The sequence below is a fragment of the Cellulomonas cellasea genome (genome assembly GCF_030372105.1).
GTDB lineage: Bacteria > Actinomycetota > Actinomycetes > Actinomycetales > Cellulomonadaceae > Cellulomonas_A > Cellulomonas_A cellasea_A.
Window position 1 is genome coordinate 211,380 of record NZ_JAUDBQ010000002.1, and the last position, 13,528, is coordinate 224,907.

A 13,528-nucleotide genomic window follows, 5' to 3' on the forward strand; every position below is an offset into this window, starting at 1 on the left:
GCGTCCGACCTGCAAGTGGTCGGCTCGGGGTCCTCACGAGACCCCGAGCTGACCGGACAGGACGAGGACGGCGGCCCCGAAGAGCGCGGCGTCCTCTCCTAGTGAGGTGGTGCGTAGCCGCAGGTCATGCCCGATCACGGGCATGGTGCGCTGCCTGACGGCGTCCAGCGCCGCCTCCCGCAGGGGTCCGTCGAGCAGCTCCGGCGGACCGGAGAGCAGGACCTCGGCGAGGTTCAGGGCGCTGATGACGGGCGCCAGCGCGGTGCCCAACAGCCGCCCTGCCGATGCGAGTGCCGCATCGGCGTCCTGGGGTGAGAGCCCGGCGACGCGACGCCGCAGGGCGGGGACCGACAGCACGGTCTCGAGGCATCCACGGCGCCCGCACGCGCAGGGCAGCGCGCGGTCTCCCCCGAATGCCTCTTCGCGCTCGTCGACGACTGTGACGTGCCCGATCTCCCCGGCCGCGTCGCGTCGGCCGCGCACGAGGGCGCCATCGACGACGAGGCCGGCGCCGAGGCCTTGGCCGACGGTCACGACCATGAGCCCGTCGCCGGTGGCGCCGCCGAAGGTCAGCTCGCCCAGCGCGCGGGTGTTGGCGTCGTTCGCGACGTGCACGGGGACGCCGAGCTCACGGGCGAGGTCGGCGGCGAGCGGCACGTCGTACCAGCCCCGGTTCGGGGCCTCGACCACGGCGCCGTCGGCGGCGATGACGCCGGGCGAGCTGATGCCCACCCCGATCACGGGCCGGCTGGCGGCGGCGAGGAGGTCGCGGCACAGGCCGCGCAACACGTCGACGGCGGGCGTCCCGGTGCGGCCCTCGAGCCGGGCGGTGCGCCGGGCGACCACGTCCCCGACGAGCGTCATGACGGCGCCGTGCAGGCTCTCGTCGTCGGCGAGGTCGATGGCCACCACCTGGAACTCGGCGGTGCGCATCCCGACGAGGATCGCGGGCTTGCCGACCTTGCCCTCCTGGCGGACGCCGAGCTCCTCCACGATCCCTTCGGCCAGCAGCGACGCGACGAGGTCGGAGACGGTGACCCGGGTGAGGCCTGTGCTGCGGGCCAGGTCGGCGCGCGAGGTGGCGCCGGAGTGGAACAGGTGCTGGAGCACCATCGAACGGTGGTGGGCTCGGGCGTGCTCGGGGAGCAGCTTGGCAGTGGGTCGGAGGATGCCCCCCAGTGCCCTGCCGGCGCCGCCGTTGGCTCCGTTCGCGGTGATCGCTGTCACATTTGTTAGTGAACCTGCCTTACTAATCGGCGTCAAGGCTCTTCTGTGACTGTGATCACTTTGTGATGTGGCGGTCTGCCCGGGTTCGCAGGTCAGCGCGGCCCGTCGGCGCCCTGTCGCCCATCGTCACGCGCCGCGATCCAGCCCCGCGCCCCCGCGTGCCGCACCGATCGCGTCGCGGCCTCGACGCCCGCCGCGAGCGCCGCCCCCACGTCGTCGCCCAACGCGAGGCGGGCCGCGAACGCCCCATGCAGCACGTCGCCGGCGCCCAGCGTGTCCACCACCGCGCCCGGAGGCACCGCGGGCGGCTGGACGACGCGCACGACCGCCCCCTCCCCCGACGCCGCCGACAACGCCGCCGCATCGATCCAGCGCAACGGGCCGCCGCCAGCCGAGCGCGCGACGACGCCCGGGCCCAGGGCCGCCACCGCCGCCAGATCCTCCAGGCTGCCCGGCTCGGCCGCGCCCGCAACGGCCGCCGGCAGCCGGAAGTCCGCCGAGAGCACCGCGTGGTCCACGACGGCCAGCAACTCCGCCAGCCCGTCCTTCCAGCTCCCCCCGTCGAGAGCCACCACGATCCCCCGCTCCCGCGCCGCGGACGCCAGCGCCAACGCCCCCGCGAGGTGATGGCCGTCGAGCAGCACAGCCCGCGCGTCGTCGAGCACCCCCGGCAGCACGCCGCGCGCCCGCTCCCCCAGATCCCCCACTCCCGTGCCGTTGACCGACGCCACCGCGCGCTCCCCCGTCGACCGTGTCACCAGCACCGTCGACACCGCCGGCGCCGCGGCCTCGCCCGCGACCAGGTCCACCACCTCGACGCCGGCCTCCGCGAGGCCCGCCCGCACCAAGTCGGCCACCGGCCCCGAGCCGATCGCCGTCACCAGCCGGGTCGGCACGCCGAGCGCCACCGCCGTCGCGGCGGCATTCGCCGCCGGGCCCCCGAACGTCACCTGCAAGCCGTGCGCGACGACCTTCTCATTCGCGGCGGGCACGTGATCGACCACCTGGAGCACGTCGAGGGTGACCAGGCCGCAGCACACCAGCCAGGGACGACGCGGTTCCATCGCACACACCTCCGGGGACGGCGCCGCCCGACGCGGCCCGCCGACTGTACCGAGCGCCCCCCAGGCCAACCGCCGACCGATAGTTTGTGCGCACCCCGCCACGCCGACGTCCCGAAGGGCCCGCCATGCGCCTGTTCATCGATGCCGACTCGGCTTCGCCGCCCTACGAGCAACTGCGCACGCAGATCACCGAGCAGGTCCGCTCAGGCGCCGTGCCGCCCGGAACCCGGCTGCCCACCGTGCGCCGCCTCGCCGAGGACTTGGGACTCGCCGCCAACACCGTCGCCCGCGCCTACCGCGAGCTCGAGCACGGCGGAGTCGTCGAGACGCGCGGCCGCAACGGCACCTTCGTCCGCGCCGCCGACGCGGTGCGGGCCAGCGAGGCCATGGCGGCCGCGCTCGCCTTCGCCCGACGCGCCCGTGAGCTGGGCCTCGACGACGAGACCGCGCTCGGCTGGGTCCGCGCCGCACTCGCCGAACCCGCCTGACGTCCGGAAGCCGCCTGATCGGGCCCCTTCCCGCCTGCTGATGATGGGTGATCGCTACCGTGAACTCGCGGCTGCGGCTGTGATCGCATCAGCAAGTCGCTCCCAGAGGATCGGAACTCCCCCCAACCGGATGACAGTCGTGAGCCGCATCGAACCCTGGCCCGTGGCGGCGACCACGGCGCCAGGAACGACATGGAAGAGCCACCGGCCGATATCGAGGCCGTCATACGGCTCGTCCTGGCTGGTGGTGTGCACGGCAAAGACGTAGACGTCCGCAACGTGTGCGGGACCGTACGTGTTGGTCGTCGCATCCCACGAGGTCTTCCCCGCGCGCCCAGGCAGACCGGAGAACGCGATGACGGCCGGGCCTGAGCGAGCCCACGCCTGGGAGTGTCCCGACGTCTTGACCTCGATAGTCGTCCCATCCGGGGCGAGGACGTCGTAGGCATCCCACTCGACCCGATCTCCTGCCGCGCCAACAGCGCGGGCGACGAGATACTCGGCGAGGGCGCCGCGAGCCGTGTTCTGCTGGAAGTCCGAGAGCGCGTAGGCCCAGAAGTCGCGAACCGTCGTCCCCACGCTGAACAACTCGTCGCCTGTCAGGCGAGTCGGGCGGCTGGTCATCGCCGGACTGTACCGAGGCCGCGGCCCGACCAAGGAACAGGAACGATCCAGTTCACCAGCCCGGGTGTCAGCGCATCGGAACTATTCGGCCGGGACCTGGCGCTCGACCAGGTAGGAGTGGCCGTCCGGCCCCACAACCCGTTCGAGCTGGGTGCGCAGGTCCTGGTCCCGCTCGCGCTCCTCGGCGCTGACCGGGCGGTGCGGGGCTGTCGAGTCGCCGAGCTGCGGCGGCCCGAAGATCGTCAAGAGCTTCTCCGTCACGCGCATGCCCAGCGGGGTTCGGGGGGCCTTGCCCGTCATGGCCTTCTCCTTGCCGGCGCCACAGCAGCGCCCTCTGCTCCCATTGTCGGCCCGTCCGCTGAGCGGTCGGCGCCAGCACGGCCCGCCGCCCGGTCGACCAGCATCCACGCGGCGGCGCCGAGCAGCAGCGCGGCGGCGATCACGGCGGGCCACGCGCCGATCGTCGGGGCGGCCAGGTGCGACCCGACGAACGCGAGCACGGCCACGAGGACGACCGCTGCCGTCCGCAGCCATCCGGCGGCCGGCACGGAACGCCACGCGCACCAGGCGCCGCCTGCGATGAGCACCACTGCGGCGAGGGGCCGCACCCCGGTGAGCTGCCCGACGGCGAAGCCGACCACGAGCGTCAGGGCTGCGACGACCGCCGTGGGGAGCGTGGCGAGAGGAGGGCGTGGCACGGGACCACTCTAGGCGCCCGCCCGCGTCTGGCAGCCGCCCGCCAGCCGTCCACCAGCGCGGAGTCCCGCGTGCGACGCCCCCAGGTGGACATACCGTGGTGCCACTGACCTGACGAGAGGGAGCCCCGTGACGACCGAACCCATCGACGCGACCGCGACGACGGCCTGGACCGACCTCACCGCGCAGCGTGACGCGCTCCGCCCCGACCTGCGCGCCTGGTTCGCCGCCGACCCCGAGCGCACCGAGCGGCTCACACGCACGGTCGGCGACTTGCACGTCGACCTGTCGAAGAACCTGGTGACCGACCAGACGCTGGAGACGTTGGTGCGCCTGGCCGACGAGGTCCGCCTGGGCGAGCGCATCTCGGCGATGTTCGCCGGCGAGCACATCAACTCCACCGAGGACCGCGCGGTGCTGCACACCGCCCTGCGCCGGCCCGCGTCGGCCAGCCCCGCACTGGTCGTGGACGGCCAGCAGGTCGACACGGACGTCCAGGCCGAGCTCGAGAAGGTCTTCGCCTTCGCGGACAAGGTCCGGTCGGGCGCCTGGACCGGCGTCACCGGCGCCCGGGTGGCGACTGTGGTGAACATCGGCATCGGCGGCTCGGACCTGGGCCCCGTGATGGCCTACGAGGCGCTCGCCCCGTACGTGCAGGACGGCCTCGAGCTGCGGTTCGTCTCCAACATCGACCCGACGGACCTCGCGGAGACGGTCCAGGGCCTGGACCCGACGACCACGCTGTTCATCGTCGCCTCGAAGACGTTCGGCACCATCGAGACGCTCACCAACGCGCGCCTGGCCCGTGAGTGGCTGTGGGAGCAGCTCGCCGCGGCCGGCGCCATCGAGGACACCGACGAGGCTCGCGCGCAGGCCGTGGCCCGCCACTTCGTCGCCGTGTCGACGGCGCTGGACAAGGTCGCCGCGTTCGGCATCGACCCGGCCAACGCGTTCGGGTTCTGGGACTGGGTCGGCGGCCGCTACTCGGTGGACTCCGCGATCGGCACGTCGCTGGCCATCGCGATCGGCCCGGACGGCTTCCGTGACTTCCTGTCCGGGTTCCACGCCGTCGACGAGCACTTCCGCACCACCCCGTTCGCGCAGAACGTGCCGGTGCTGATGGGCCTGCTCAACGTCTGGTACGTGAACTTCCTCGACGCCGCGACGCACGCCGTGCTGCCCTACGCGCAGCACCTGCACCGGTTCCCGGCGTACCTGCAGCAGCTCACGATGGAGTCGAACGGCAAGTCGGTCCGCTGGGACGGCACGCCCGTCACCACGCAGACCGGCGAGGTGTTCTGGGGCGAGCCCGGCACCAACGGGCAGCACGCCTTCTACCAGCTCATCCACCAGGGCACGCGCCTCGTCCCGGCCGACTTCATCGCCGTGGCGAACCCGGCGCACCCGCTCAAGGACGGCGACACCGACGTCCACGAGCTGCTGCTCGCGAACTTCTTCGCGCAGACCAAGGCGCTCGCGTTCGGCAAGACCGCCGACGAGGTCCGCGCCGAGGGCACCGCCGAGGAGATCGTCCCCGCGCGCGTCTTCACCGGCAGCCGGCCCACCACGTCGATCCTCGCGCCCGCCCTGACGCCGTCGGTGCTCGGCCAGCTGATCGCGCTGTACGAGCACATCACCTTCGTGCAGGGCGTGGTGTGGGGCATCAACAGCTTCGACCAGTGGGGCGTCGAGCTCGGCAAGAAGCTCGCCCTGGAGATCGCCCCGGCCGTCTCCGGCGACGCCGAGGCCCTGGCCGCGCAGGACCAGTCCACGCGCAGCCTCATCGAGTACTACCGCACCCACCGCGGCTGACCACCGCCTGAGCGCTCGTCGAGGGCCCGCCGGATCAGCCGGCCGGGCCCTCGACGAGCGTCACGTCTGCGCTGTGCGACGCCCCGCCGCGGGTCCACTCGAGCGTCACGGTGTCCCCGGGCTCATGCTCCGCGAGCCGCTCCGACAGGTCGGCCGCCGAGGTGACAGGCGCGCCGTCGAGCATGGTGACGATGTCGCCGGCGATGATCCCCGCTGCGTCGGCGGGCGTCCCGGAGAGGACTCCAGCGACGGGCGCGCCCGTGTCGTCCCGCTGGCGCCGCAGCAGGTGGTCGGTGGGCTCGTCGACTCCTAGGCCGCCGGGCCGGGTGGGCTGGTCGGACATGACGAGCTGCACCCCGAGGAACGCCGGGTAGCCGATGGAGACGGTCTCGGTCTCCTCGCCGCTGAGGATCTGCGCGGCGATGTCGAGCACGGCCCCCACCGGGATGGCGTAGCCGCGGATGTCCTCCCTGCCGGTGGACGCGGCGGTGGTCATGGCGACGACTTCCCCGTCCTCGTCGAGCACGGCGCCGCCGGAGTCTCCGGAGACGACGTCGGCGTCGACCTCGATGAGCCCGCCGAGCTCGCGTCCGGTGGTGCTCCCCTCGGTGCGCGTGGTGATGGTCCGGTCCATCGACGTGACCAGGCCGGGGGTCGCGATGAGCTCGCTGGCGCCTTGCGCGTTGCCCACCACGGTGACGGCGTCGCCGATCGCGAGGTCCTCGTCGTGGTCGATGGCGGCGACGGCCAGGTTGGCGGCGTCGTCGAGTTGCAGCACCGCCACGTCGTTCTCGGCGTCGGAGCCGACGACGGTCGCGGAGTAGGCGACCGGCGGCACGCCCACGGTGACGGTCACCTCGGTGGAGCCTGCGATCACGTGGGTGTTGGTGAGCACCACGCCGTCGGAGGTGAGCACGATGCCGGTGCCGGCCGCCTCGGCCCGCTGGTAGCCGAGCTCGGTGTCGAGGATCGCCAGCCCTGCCCGCTCGTCGAGGGTCGCGGCGCGCGGGTCGACGGTGATCGTCTGCGCGGGAGCGGGCGCCATGGCGCCGGACGGCTCGGGCCCTGACGCGAGCGCCGAGCCGCCGGCGAGGACCGCGACCGCCAGTGCCGCGCCGACGCCTCCCGCTGCCAGACGGCGTCCGGGCCGACGCCCGCGCGGCATGCGGGCTGCCTCAACCTCGTCATCCATCGCACACCCCCCGCGCCCGCGCCCCGGACGCGGTTCCCCCTGTCTCCAGGAGAACTCACGCGGGCGGATGCGGCCTGCGCTGCGGGCGCCGGATCACGCTGGCGCAGGTCGGGGCGGCGCCGGTGTGACGGCTGCGTGACGCGGGCGGGGTGACGCGGGCGGGTGACGCGGGCGGGTGACGCGGTTGGGCGGCGCGGGCCGGTGTCAGGCGCGGAACCGCTCGGCGCGCTCCACGACGTGACCGGTGCGGGAGGCCTCGTCCCAGCGGTAGACGGTGGCGCCGGAGATGAGCACGTGCTCGGCGCGGGAGGCCAGGTCGAGCGGGTCGCCGGACCAGACCACCACGTCGCCGTCCAGCCCGGGGGCCAGCGACCCGATCCGGCCGTCGAGGCCGAAGAACGACGCGGGGTTCACCGTCAGCGCCTCGAGGGCCGTCTGGCGGGGCAGCCCGTCCCTGACGGCCAACGCGGCTTGGTGGACCAGGAAGTTGATCGGCACCACGGGGTGGTCCGTGGTGATCGCCACCCGCACGCCCGCGGCGGCGATGGCGGCGAGGTTCGAGATGGCGCGGTCGCGCAGCTCGACCTTGGACCGGCTGGTGAGCATCGGCCCGAAGATGACCGGCACGTCCCGCTCGGCGAGCACGTCGGCGATCTTGTGGGCCTCGGTGCCGTGGTTGACCACGAGCCGGTAGCCGAACTCGTCGGCGAGGCGCAGCGCGGTGGCGATGTCGTCGTGGCGGTGGGTGTGCTGGTCCCAGACGAGCTCGCCGTCGAGCACCCGGGTGAGCACCTCGAGACCGAGGTCGACGGAGAACGGCTCGTCCTTGACGGCGGCGGCCGCCCGGGCGGCCCGATAGTCCTGCGCCCGGGTGAACGCCTCCCGGATGACCAGGGCGACGCCGAGCCGCGTCGAGGGGAGCTGCTTCTTGTCCCCGTAGACCCGCTTGGGGTTCTCGCCCAGCGCCGACTTCACGCTGACCGCGTCGCTGATCACCTGCTCGTCGATGGTGCGCCCGCCCCATGACTTGATCGCCACGCTCTGCCCGCCGATGGGGTTGCCCGATCCCGGCTTGACGACGATGGACGTCACGCCGCCGGTCAGCGCGTCGCGGAACCCCTCGTCGTCGATGTCGATCGCGTCGATGGCCCGCACCGCCGCCTGGTTGGGCCCGGTGAGCTCGTTGATGTCGTTGCCCTCGACCCCGACCCCCTCCTCGGAGATGCCCACGTGGCCGTGCCCCTCGACGAAGCCGGGGAGCACCCAGCGGCCGCGCGCGTCCACGATCTCGGCGCCGGGCGGGATGGGCACGTCCTTGCCGACGGCGGTGATCCGCCCACCCTCGATCAGCACCACGCCGCCCTCGATGGGCGGGGCGGTGACGGGGACGACGTATCCGCCGGTCACGGCGACGACGGGGTGCGAGGGGTTCGGTGCAGACGTCATCCGCCCACCGTACGACGCGCCCCAGGCCCGCCGTCGAGGCCTACGTCACACCGTCGGCGGGCGCGGGCATGGCCTGCCGCGGGCGTACTCTTCAGGCACGGATCCCTTCGGAACGCGGCGGTCAGTCGCCGCGAGGCTCCGCTCTCCAACGACAGCCGGGTTCGCCCGGAGTCTGGTGACTCATGAGCATCAGCTCGCCTGCCCGCGTCCGTCAGCCCCACCGAGCTCCTGCGTCGCCCCTGCGTGTGCATCCCGATTCGTGGTTCGGCTCGGCGCCCCTCGCGCCGGAGGCCTCCGTGCGGCTGGAGCTGGCCACCGGCCCCTCCGAGAGCCCTGTGGGCGGAGCGTGGTGGCCGTGGAGCCGCGACCTCGCCGCCCAGGCGCCGGAGCTGCTGGCGGCTGTGGGCGCCGCCTGCGGGTCGAGCGTGGTGCATGTGGTCTACGACCGGCGGACGTGGGGGTCGGTCCCCCACCGCCTGCCCCTGGGCGACAGGTACGTCAAGTGCGGTTGGTTCGACCTGACGGACCCGCATCAGGTGTCGCTGCGCCTGTACGACGGCCGCAGGCTGGTGCTCTTGGTCGTCCCGCCGGACACCGGCAGGCGCACGGCGCTGCGGGCCATGCACCAGGCCGCGGACCCCCACAACCAGCTGACGCCGGGGCAGATCCTGCCCCGCTGACCAGGGCTCTGGCGCCTCCGGCTGGAGTCGTGTACTGTGACAAAGGATTTGCAGTGCTTGGATGTCATTATTCGTGCCGGTCACACGGCACGCGTTCCCACAAGGGGCGGACGACGAACACCGTAATCACCTGGTCCCGTTAATTCTGCGGGGTCGTCCCGTCTTACCTCCTGAGGAGAACAACATGGCTACTGGCACCGTGAAGTGGTTCAACGCCGAAAAGGGCTTCGGCTTCATTGCCCCCGACGACGGCGGCGCCGACGTCTTCGCGCACTACTCGGCCATCGCGAGCAGCGGCTACCGCTCGCTCGACGAGAACCAGAAGGTGCAGTTCGACGTCACGCAGGGCCCCAAGGGCCCGCAGGCCGAGAACATCACGCCGCTCTGATCGAGCGCGCCTGACTCACAAGAACGCCCCGGCCGGGAACGGCCGGGGCGTTCTTGCGTCTGCTGACGGCCTCAGCCGGTCAAGCCGGTGGGCGACGACGCCATCTGCGAGGGCTGCTCCCACAGCTTGATCTGACGACGCTGCCCCTCCAGCAGGTCCGCGGAGTCGATCGTCACCTCGATGATCTCGCCGGCGCCACGGATGCTGACCACCAGGTCGTGGTCCGGCGAGGCCGGCGCGAGCCGCATCAACCACGACGAGCGCGCCGACGTCCTCGACACCCCGCGCACCGAGCGCGGCTCATGCACCGGAGTCGCCAGCGCCAGCCCCGGCTGCCGGGCCAGCACAATCACGCTGTGCTCCGACGCGACCTCCCCGGGCTCCCCCGTGAGCATCTGGACGTCCGCCGCGCGGATCAGCGACCCTGGCGGCTCCAGCACGATCACCAGGTACTCCACCTGGGCGTTCCACACCCAGACGGGGCCCACCACGTAGGACATCCCCTCGATCTGCCCCGCGAGCTGCACGCGCGCGACACACCCCGGCACCATCGTCTCCGCCGGCTCCGACTCATCGTGGTCCACCGCGCCCCCGTCCCTCGCCCGTCGGCGGACAGCCGCCCCTGCTCCACCGAACACCGCCGCGCGACGACCGGCAACCGGTCGACACCCGCTGGACACCGTGGGCGCGACCCCCGGCCACGCCGCCTACAGTCGGGGCATGAGCAACGCCCCGAGCGCGGAGTCGACCCGCCTCGACCGCTGGCTGTGGTGCGCGCGCCTGTTCCGCACACGCGCGCTCGCGGCGGCCGCCTGCCGGTCAGGCCATGTGCGCATCAACGGCGCGCATGCCAAGGCCGCGTCGACAGTGCGCGTCTCCGATGAGATCCGTGTGCGAGGCGAGGGCCGGGAGCGGATCGTCGTCGTCACGCAGATCGTGGTCAAGCGGGTCGGGGCCGGGGTGGCCGCCGAATGCTACGTGGGCCACACCCCGCCGCCGCCGACCCCTGAGGAGACCCCGGGGGTCCCGGTGCGCGATCGCGGCGCCGGGCGCCCGACCAAGCGCGAGCGCCGCCTGCTGGAGCAGCTCCGGGGGCGTTGACCCGCGGACAGCCCGGCACGAGATCATTGGCGTGACGGAGAATCACGACACGAGCACCGTCCCTTGCCCGACGAGCAGAAGGCCCACTGTGAACCAGCCCCGCATGAACGTCGAGTCCTTCAACCTCGACCACCGCACCGTCGCCGCCCCCTACGTGCGGCTCGCCGACACGAAGGTCCTCCCCGGCGGGGACGTCATCACCAAGTACGACGTGCGGTTCTGCCAGCCGAACGTCGACCACCTGGAGATGCCGTCGCTGCACTCGCTCGAGCACCTCATGGCGGAGCACTCGCGCAACCACAGCGACCGGGTCATCGACATCTCCCCGATGGGCTGCCAGACGGGCTTCTACGTGATCCTGCAGGGCGAGTGGGAGTACGACGCGGTGCTGGACCTGCTGCAGGCCACGCTCGAGGACGTCCTCGCGGCCACCGAGGTGCCGGCTGCCAACGAGGTGCAGTGCGGCTGGGCCGCGAGCCACACGCTCACGGGCGCGCAGGAGGTCGCTCGCGGCTTCCTGGCCAAGCGGGACGAGTGGGCGCAGGTGAGCGCATGATCGCGATCGACGCCCTCATCGTCACAGCGATGCCGGACGAGTCGGCGCCGTTCGTCGAGCGCGCCGACTTCGTGGGGCAGCCGACGCAGGTGGGGCACGCCGTGCACCGCGCGCTGTCTTTCGACGGTCGCGGCGTGCTGCTCGTGCAGTGCGGCATCGGCCTGGTGAACGCCGCGACCGCTGCCGCCGTCGCGCTCAACGGGACGAAGGCGCACGTGCTGATCAGCGCGGGCAGCGCCGGCGGCATTGGGGCGTCCGTGCGGGTGGGCGACGTGGTGGTCGGGTCCGAGTACGTGTACTCCGGCGCCGACGCGCGGGCCTTCGGCTACTCGCTGGGCCAGGTGCCCGGCATGCCCGCCGTGTACGAGGGTGACGACGCGCTGCTCAAGACCGCGGCCAACGCCGACGTCCCCGACCTACGGGTGCTGACCGGGGCGATGCTCTCCGGCGACACGTTCATCGACGCGACGATGGTCGACGCGATCCGGGCGTCCTTCCCCGACGCGCTTTCCACCGACATGGAGTCGGCCGCCCTCGCGCAGACCGCCCACCTGTACGGGGTGCCGTTCCTGTCCGTGCGCGGCATCTCCGACCTGTGCGGGCCTGCTGCGGACTCCGACTTCCTGCAGCATGTCGACGACGCCGCCGAGCGCTCGGCGCGCGTGGTCATCAGCTCGTTGTCGGAGATCACCTCGCGGTACTGACTCGACGCGCCGGTCAGATCCGGACGACACCCTCGACACAGCCGACGCACTCGCCGCCGACCCACACGTCGTGCCCGTCACTGCTCACGTGCACGCGTCCGTCGCGCTGCAGCGCCGTGCCCTGCCGCACCACATAGGACGACGGGGCGAGGCCCGCGCCGATCAGCCACTGGCCGAACGCGGCGTTGAGGCTGCCCGTGACCGGGTCCTCGACGACGCCCATGTCGGGGATGAACGCCCGCACCTCGAAGTCGGCAGCGGCCCCGCCGCGATGGGGCCCGATCACCCCGAGCGGGGTGTCCCCCATCGCGGCCAGGTCGGGGGCCAGTGCGAGCACCGTCTCCGCGGAGTCGAGCAGCAGGCCGGCCCAGCCGGGGCCGTTGTCCACCCACTGGTGGCCGCGCACCTGCCCGGCGTCCAAACCGAGGGCCGTGACGGCGCGCCGCAGCGTCTCCTCGTCGAGCGGTCCGGTGCGCAGCAGCGGCGGGGCGGCGAAGGCCAGGCGCGCGCCCGTCCGGCGGATGCGCACCAGGCCGGCCCCGCACTCCTGCACCACGACGCCGTCCTGCTGCGAGCAGCCGCCCGCCGCGAGCCACGCGTGGCAGGAGCCGAGGGTCGGGTGCCCCGCGAACGGCAGCTCTCCGCCCGGGGTGAAGATCCGCAGCCGGTAGTCGGCGCCGGGATCCGTCGGCGGCAGCACGAACGTCGTCTCCGAGAGGTTGGTCCAGCGGGCGAAGGCCGCCATGTCGTCCTCGGAGATTCCCCGGGCGTCGAGGACGACGGCCACCGGGTTGCCGTGGAACGGGACGTCGGTGAAGACGTCGACTTGGGCGAAGGGGCGGTCAGCGGCGAGGGCCATGGGACGTACCGTGCCACAGGCTCGCGCGGCAGCGTGAGTCGCGCCTAGACGGCACGGGTCAGCCGCATATGGGCGACCGAGGACGCGACGAGCTCGGTGCAGGTGTAGTCACGGGCCACCGGGTCGATCCCGTCGAACAGCCGCTCGCCGGAGCCCAGCAGCAACGGCACCACCGCGACGTGGATCTCGTCCAGGAGCCCGGCCCGCAGGTACTGCTGGATGGTGTTCGCTCCCCCGCCGAGCCGCACGTCCAGCCCGTCAGCAGCCTCGAACGCCTGCGCGAGCGCGGACTCGATCCCGTCCACGACGAAGTAGAAGGTCGTGCCGCCCTCCATGACGACTGGCTCGCGCGGATAGTGGGTGAGCACGAAGACGGGGTGGTGGTACGGCGGGTCCTCACCCCACCAGCCGGTCCACTTGTCGTCGGGCCACGGGCCGCGCACCGGGCCGAACATGTTGCGCCCGATGATCGTCGCGCCGATCCCCTCGACTCCCTGGACGATGAAGTCGGCGTCGACGCCGACGCTGCCGCCCTCCCGGTCGAGCATCGCGCGGCCAGGGCGGGTGGCGAACACCCACTCGTGCAGCAGCTCGCCGCCCACGCCCAGCGGATGCAACTCGTCCTGGCCAGGTCCCGCGCCGTAGCCGTCGAGCGACATCGAGAAGTTGTGCACGCGCAGTCTCGGCATCG

The 13,528-nt window shown here is 72.8% G+C and carries 17 protein-coding genes; 7 read left to right on the forward strand and 10 right to left on the reverse strand.

Going from position 1 to position 13,528, the window contains the following annotated elements; all coding sequences use genetic code 11:
- Nucleotides 1-33: 33 nt before the first annotated feature.
- Nucleotides 34-1,218 carry an ROK family transcriptional regulator gene (locus QUV83_RS02865; RefSeq protein ID WP_436231876.1) on the reverse strand — a complete coding sequence of 395 codons (1,185 nt, stop codon included), beginning with the start codon at nt 1,216-1,218 and terminating at the stop codon, nt 34-36.
- A 101-nt stretch (nt 1,219-1,319) separates the two neighbouring features.
- Nucleotides 1,320-2,291 (reverse strand): PfkB family carbohydrate kinase, encoded by a 972-nt coding sequence (locus QUV83_RS02870; protein WP_289562461.1) that lies wholly within the window; start codon nt 2,289-2,291, stop codon nt 1,320-1,322.
- 125 nt (nt 2,292-2,416) lie between these two features.
- On the opposite strand from QUV83_RS02870, the gene QUV83_RS02875 reads away from it, so the two are divergent.
- Nucleotides 2,417-2,779, forward strand: coding sequence for a GntR family transcriptional regulator (locus tag QUV83_RS02875; RefSeq protein ID WP_289562463.1), 363 nt, complete (start codon nt 2,417-2,419; stop codon nt 2,777-2,779).
- 54 nt (nt 2,780-2,833) lie between these two features.
- Here QUV83_RS02875 and QUV83_RS02880 read toward each other — a convergent pair whose 3' ends face one another.
- From QUV83_RS02880 to QUV83_RS02890, 3 genes are all read right to left on the reverse strand, one after another.
- A complete protein-coding gene (locus tag QUV83_RS02880) occupies nt 2,834-3,403 on the reverse strand; it encodes a hypothetical protein (protein WP_289562465.1) in 570 nt (189 codons plus the stop codon).
- A gap of 81 nt (nt 3,404-3,484) precedes the next feature.
- Nucleotides 3,485-3,703 (reverse strand): hypothetical protein, encoded by a 219-nt coding sequence (locus QUV83_RS02885; RefSeq protein ID WP_234346472.1) that lies wholly within the window; start codon nt 3,701-3,703, stop codon nt 3,485-3,487.
- Nucleotides 3,700-4,101, reverse strand: a complete 402-nt coding sequence (locus QUV83_RS02890) for a hypothetical protein (protein ID WP_289562468.1) — start codon at nt 4,099-4,101, stop codon at nt 3,700-3,702. The genes QUV83_RS02885 and QUV83_RS02890 overlap by 4 nt, the downstream gene beginning before the upstream one ends.
- 127 nt (nt 4,102-4,228) lie before the next feature.
- Here QUV83_RS02890 and pgi point away from each other — a divergent pair, with 127 nt between their 5' ends.
- Nucleotides 4,229-5,911 carry a glucose-6-phosphate isomerase gene (gene pgi, locus QUV83_RS02895; RefSeq protein ID WP_289562470.1) on the forward strand — a complete coding sequence of 561 codons (1,683 nt, stop codon included), beginning with the start codon at nt 4,229-4,231 and terminating at the stop codon, nt 5,909-5,911.
- Nucleotides 5,912-5,945: 34 nt separating this feature from the next.
- Here pgi and QUV83_RS02900 read toward each other — a convergent pair whose 3' ends face one another.
- Together QUV83_RS02900 and QUV83_RS02905 are read right to left on the reverse strand one after the other, a co-directional pair.
- Nucleotides 5,946-7,103, reverse strand: coding sequence for a S1C family serine protease (locus QUV83_RS02900; RefSeq protein WP_289562472.1), 1,158 nt, complete (start codon nt 7,101-7,103; stop codon nt 5,946-5,948).
- 204 nt (nt 7,104-7,307) lie between these two features.
- On the reverse strand, nt 7,308-8,549 hold the full coding sequence (locus QUV83_RS02905; RefSeq protein WP_289562476.1) for an amidohydrolase: 1,242 nt from the start codon (nt 8,547-8,549) through the stop codon (nt 7,308-7,310).
- A 245-nt stretch (nt 8,550-8,794) separates the two neighbouring features.
- Between QUV83_RS02905 and QUV83_RS02910 the strand changes: the two genes are divergently transcribed.
- The gene (locus tag QUV83_RS02910; RefSeq protein WP_289562478.1) at nt 8,795-9,229 is read left to right on the forward strand and encodes a DUF5994 family protein; all 435 of its coding nucleotides are present in this window, start codon (nt 8,795-8,797) and stop codon (nt 9,227-9,229) included.
- Nucleotides 9,230-9,413: 184 nt separating this feature from the next.
- Nucleotides 9,414-9,617, forward strand: a complete 204-nt coding sequence (locus QUV83_RS02915) for a cold-shock protein (RefSeq protein WP_066582527.1) — start codon at nt 9,414-9,416, stop codon at nt 9,615-9,617.
- A 71-nt stretch (nt 9,618-9,688) separates the two neighbouring features.
- Here QUV83_RS02915 and QUV83_RS02920 read toward each other — a convergent pair whose 3' ends face one another.
- Nucleotides 9,689-10,201 carry a hypothetical protein gene (locus QUV83_RS02920; protein WP_289562481.1) on the reverse strand — a complete coding sequence of 171 codons (513 nt, stop codon included), beginning with the start codon at nt 10,199-10,201 and terminating at the stop codon, nt 9,689-9,691.
- Between the two features lie 136 nt (nt 10,202-10,337).
- On the opposite strand from QUV83_RS02920, the gene QUV83_RS02925 reads away from it, so the two are divergent.
- From QUV83_RS02925 to QUV83_RS02935, 3 genes are all read left to right on the forward strand, one after another.
- Complete coding sequence (locus QUV83_RS02925) at nt 10,338-10,718, forward strand: RNA-binding S4 domain-containing protein (protein ID WP_289562483.1); 381 nt, start codon at nt 10,338-10,340, stop codon at nt 10,716-10,718.
- 103 nt (nt 10,719-10,821) lie between these two features.
- Nucleotides 10,822-11,274: an S-ribosylhomocysteine lyase gene (locus QUV83_RS02930; RefSeq protein ID WP_289562767.1), complete on the forward strand. Its 453-nt coding sequence runs from the start codon at nt 10,822-10,824 to the stop codon at nt 11,272-11,274.
- Nucleotides 11,271-11,978, forward strand: a complete 708-nt coding sequence (locus QUV83_RS02935; protein ID WP_289562484.1) for a 5'-methylthioadenosine/adenosylhomocysteine nucleosidase — start codon at nt 11,271-11,273, stop codon at nt 11,976-11,978. Before QUV83_RS02930 ends, QUV83_RS02935 begins: the two co-directional genes overlap by 4 nt.
- A gap of 13 nt (nt 11,979-11,991) precedes the next feature.
- Here QUV83_RS02935 and QUV83_RS02940 read toward each other — a convergent pair whose 3' ends face one another.
- On the reverse strand, nt 11,992-12,837 hold the full coding sequence (locus QUV83_RS02940) for a PhzF family phenazine biosynthesis protein (RefSeq protein ID WP_289562486.1): 846 nt from the start codon (nt 12,835-12,837) through the stop codon (nt 11,992-11,994).
- Nucleotides 12,838-12,881: 44 nt separating this feature from the next.
- Entirely contained in the window at nt 12,882-13,526 is a 645-nt protein-coding gene (locus QUV83_RS02945) for a dihydrofolate reductase family protein (protein WP_289562488.1), read from the reverse strand.
- Nucleotides 13,527-13,528: the final 2 nt, after the last annotated feature.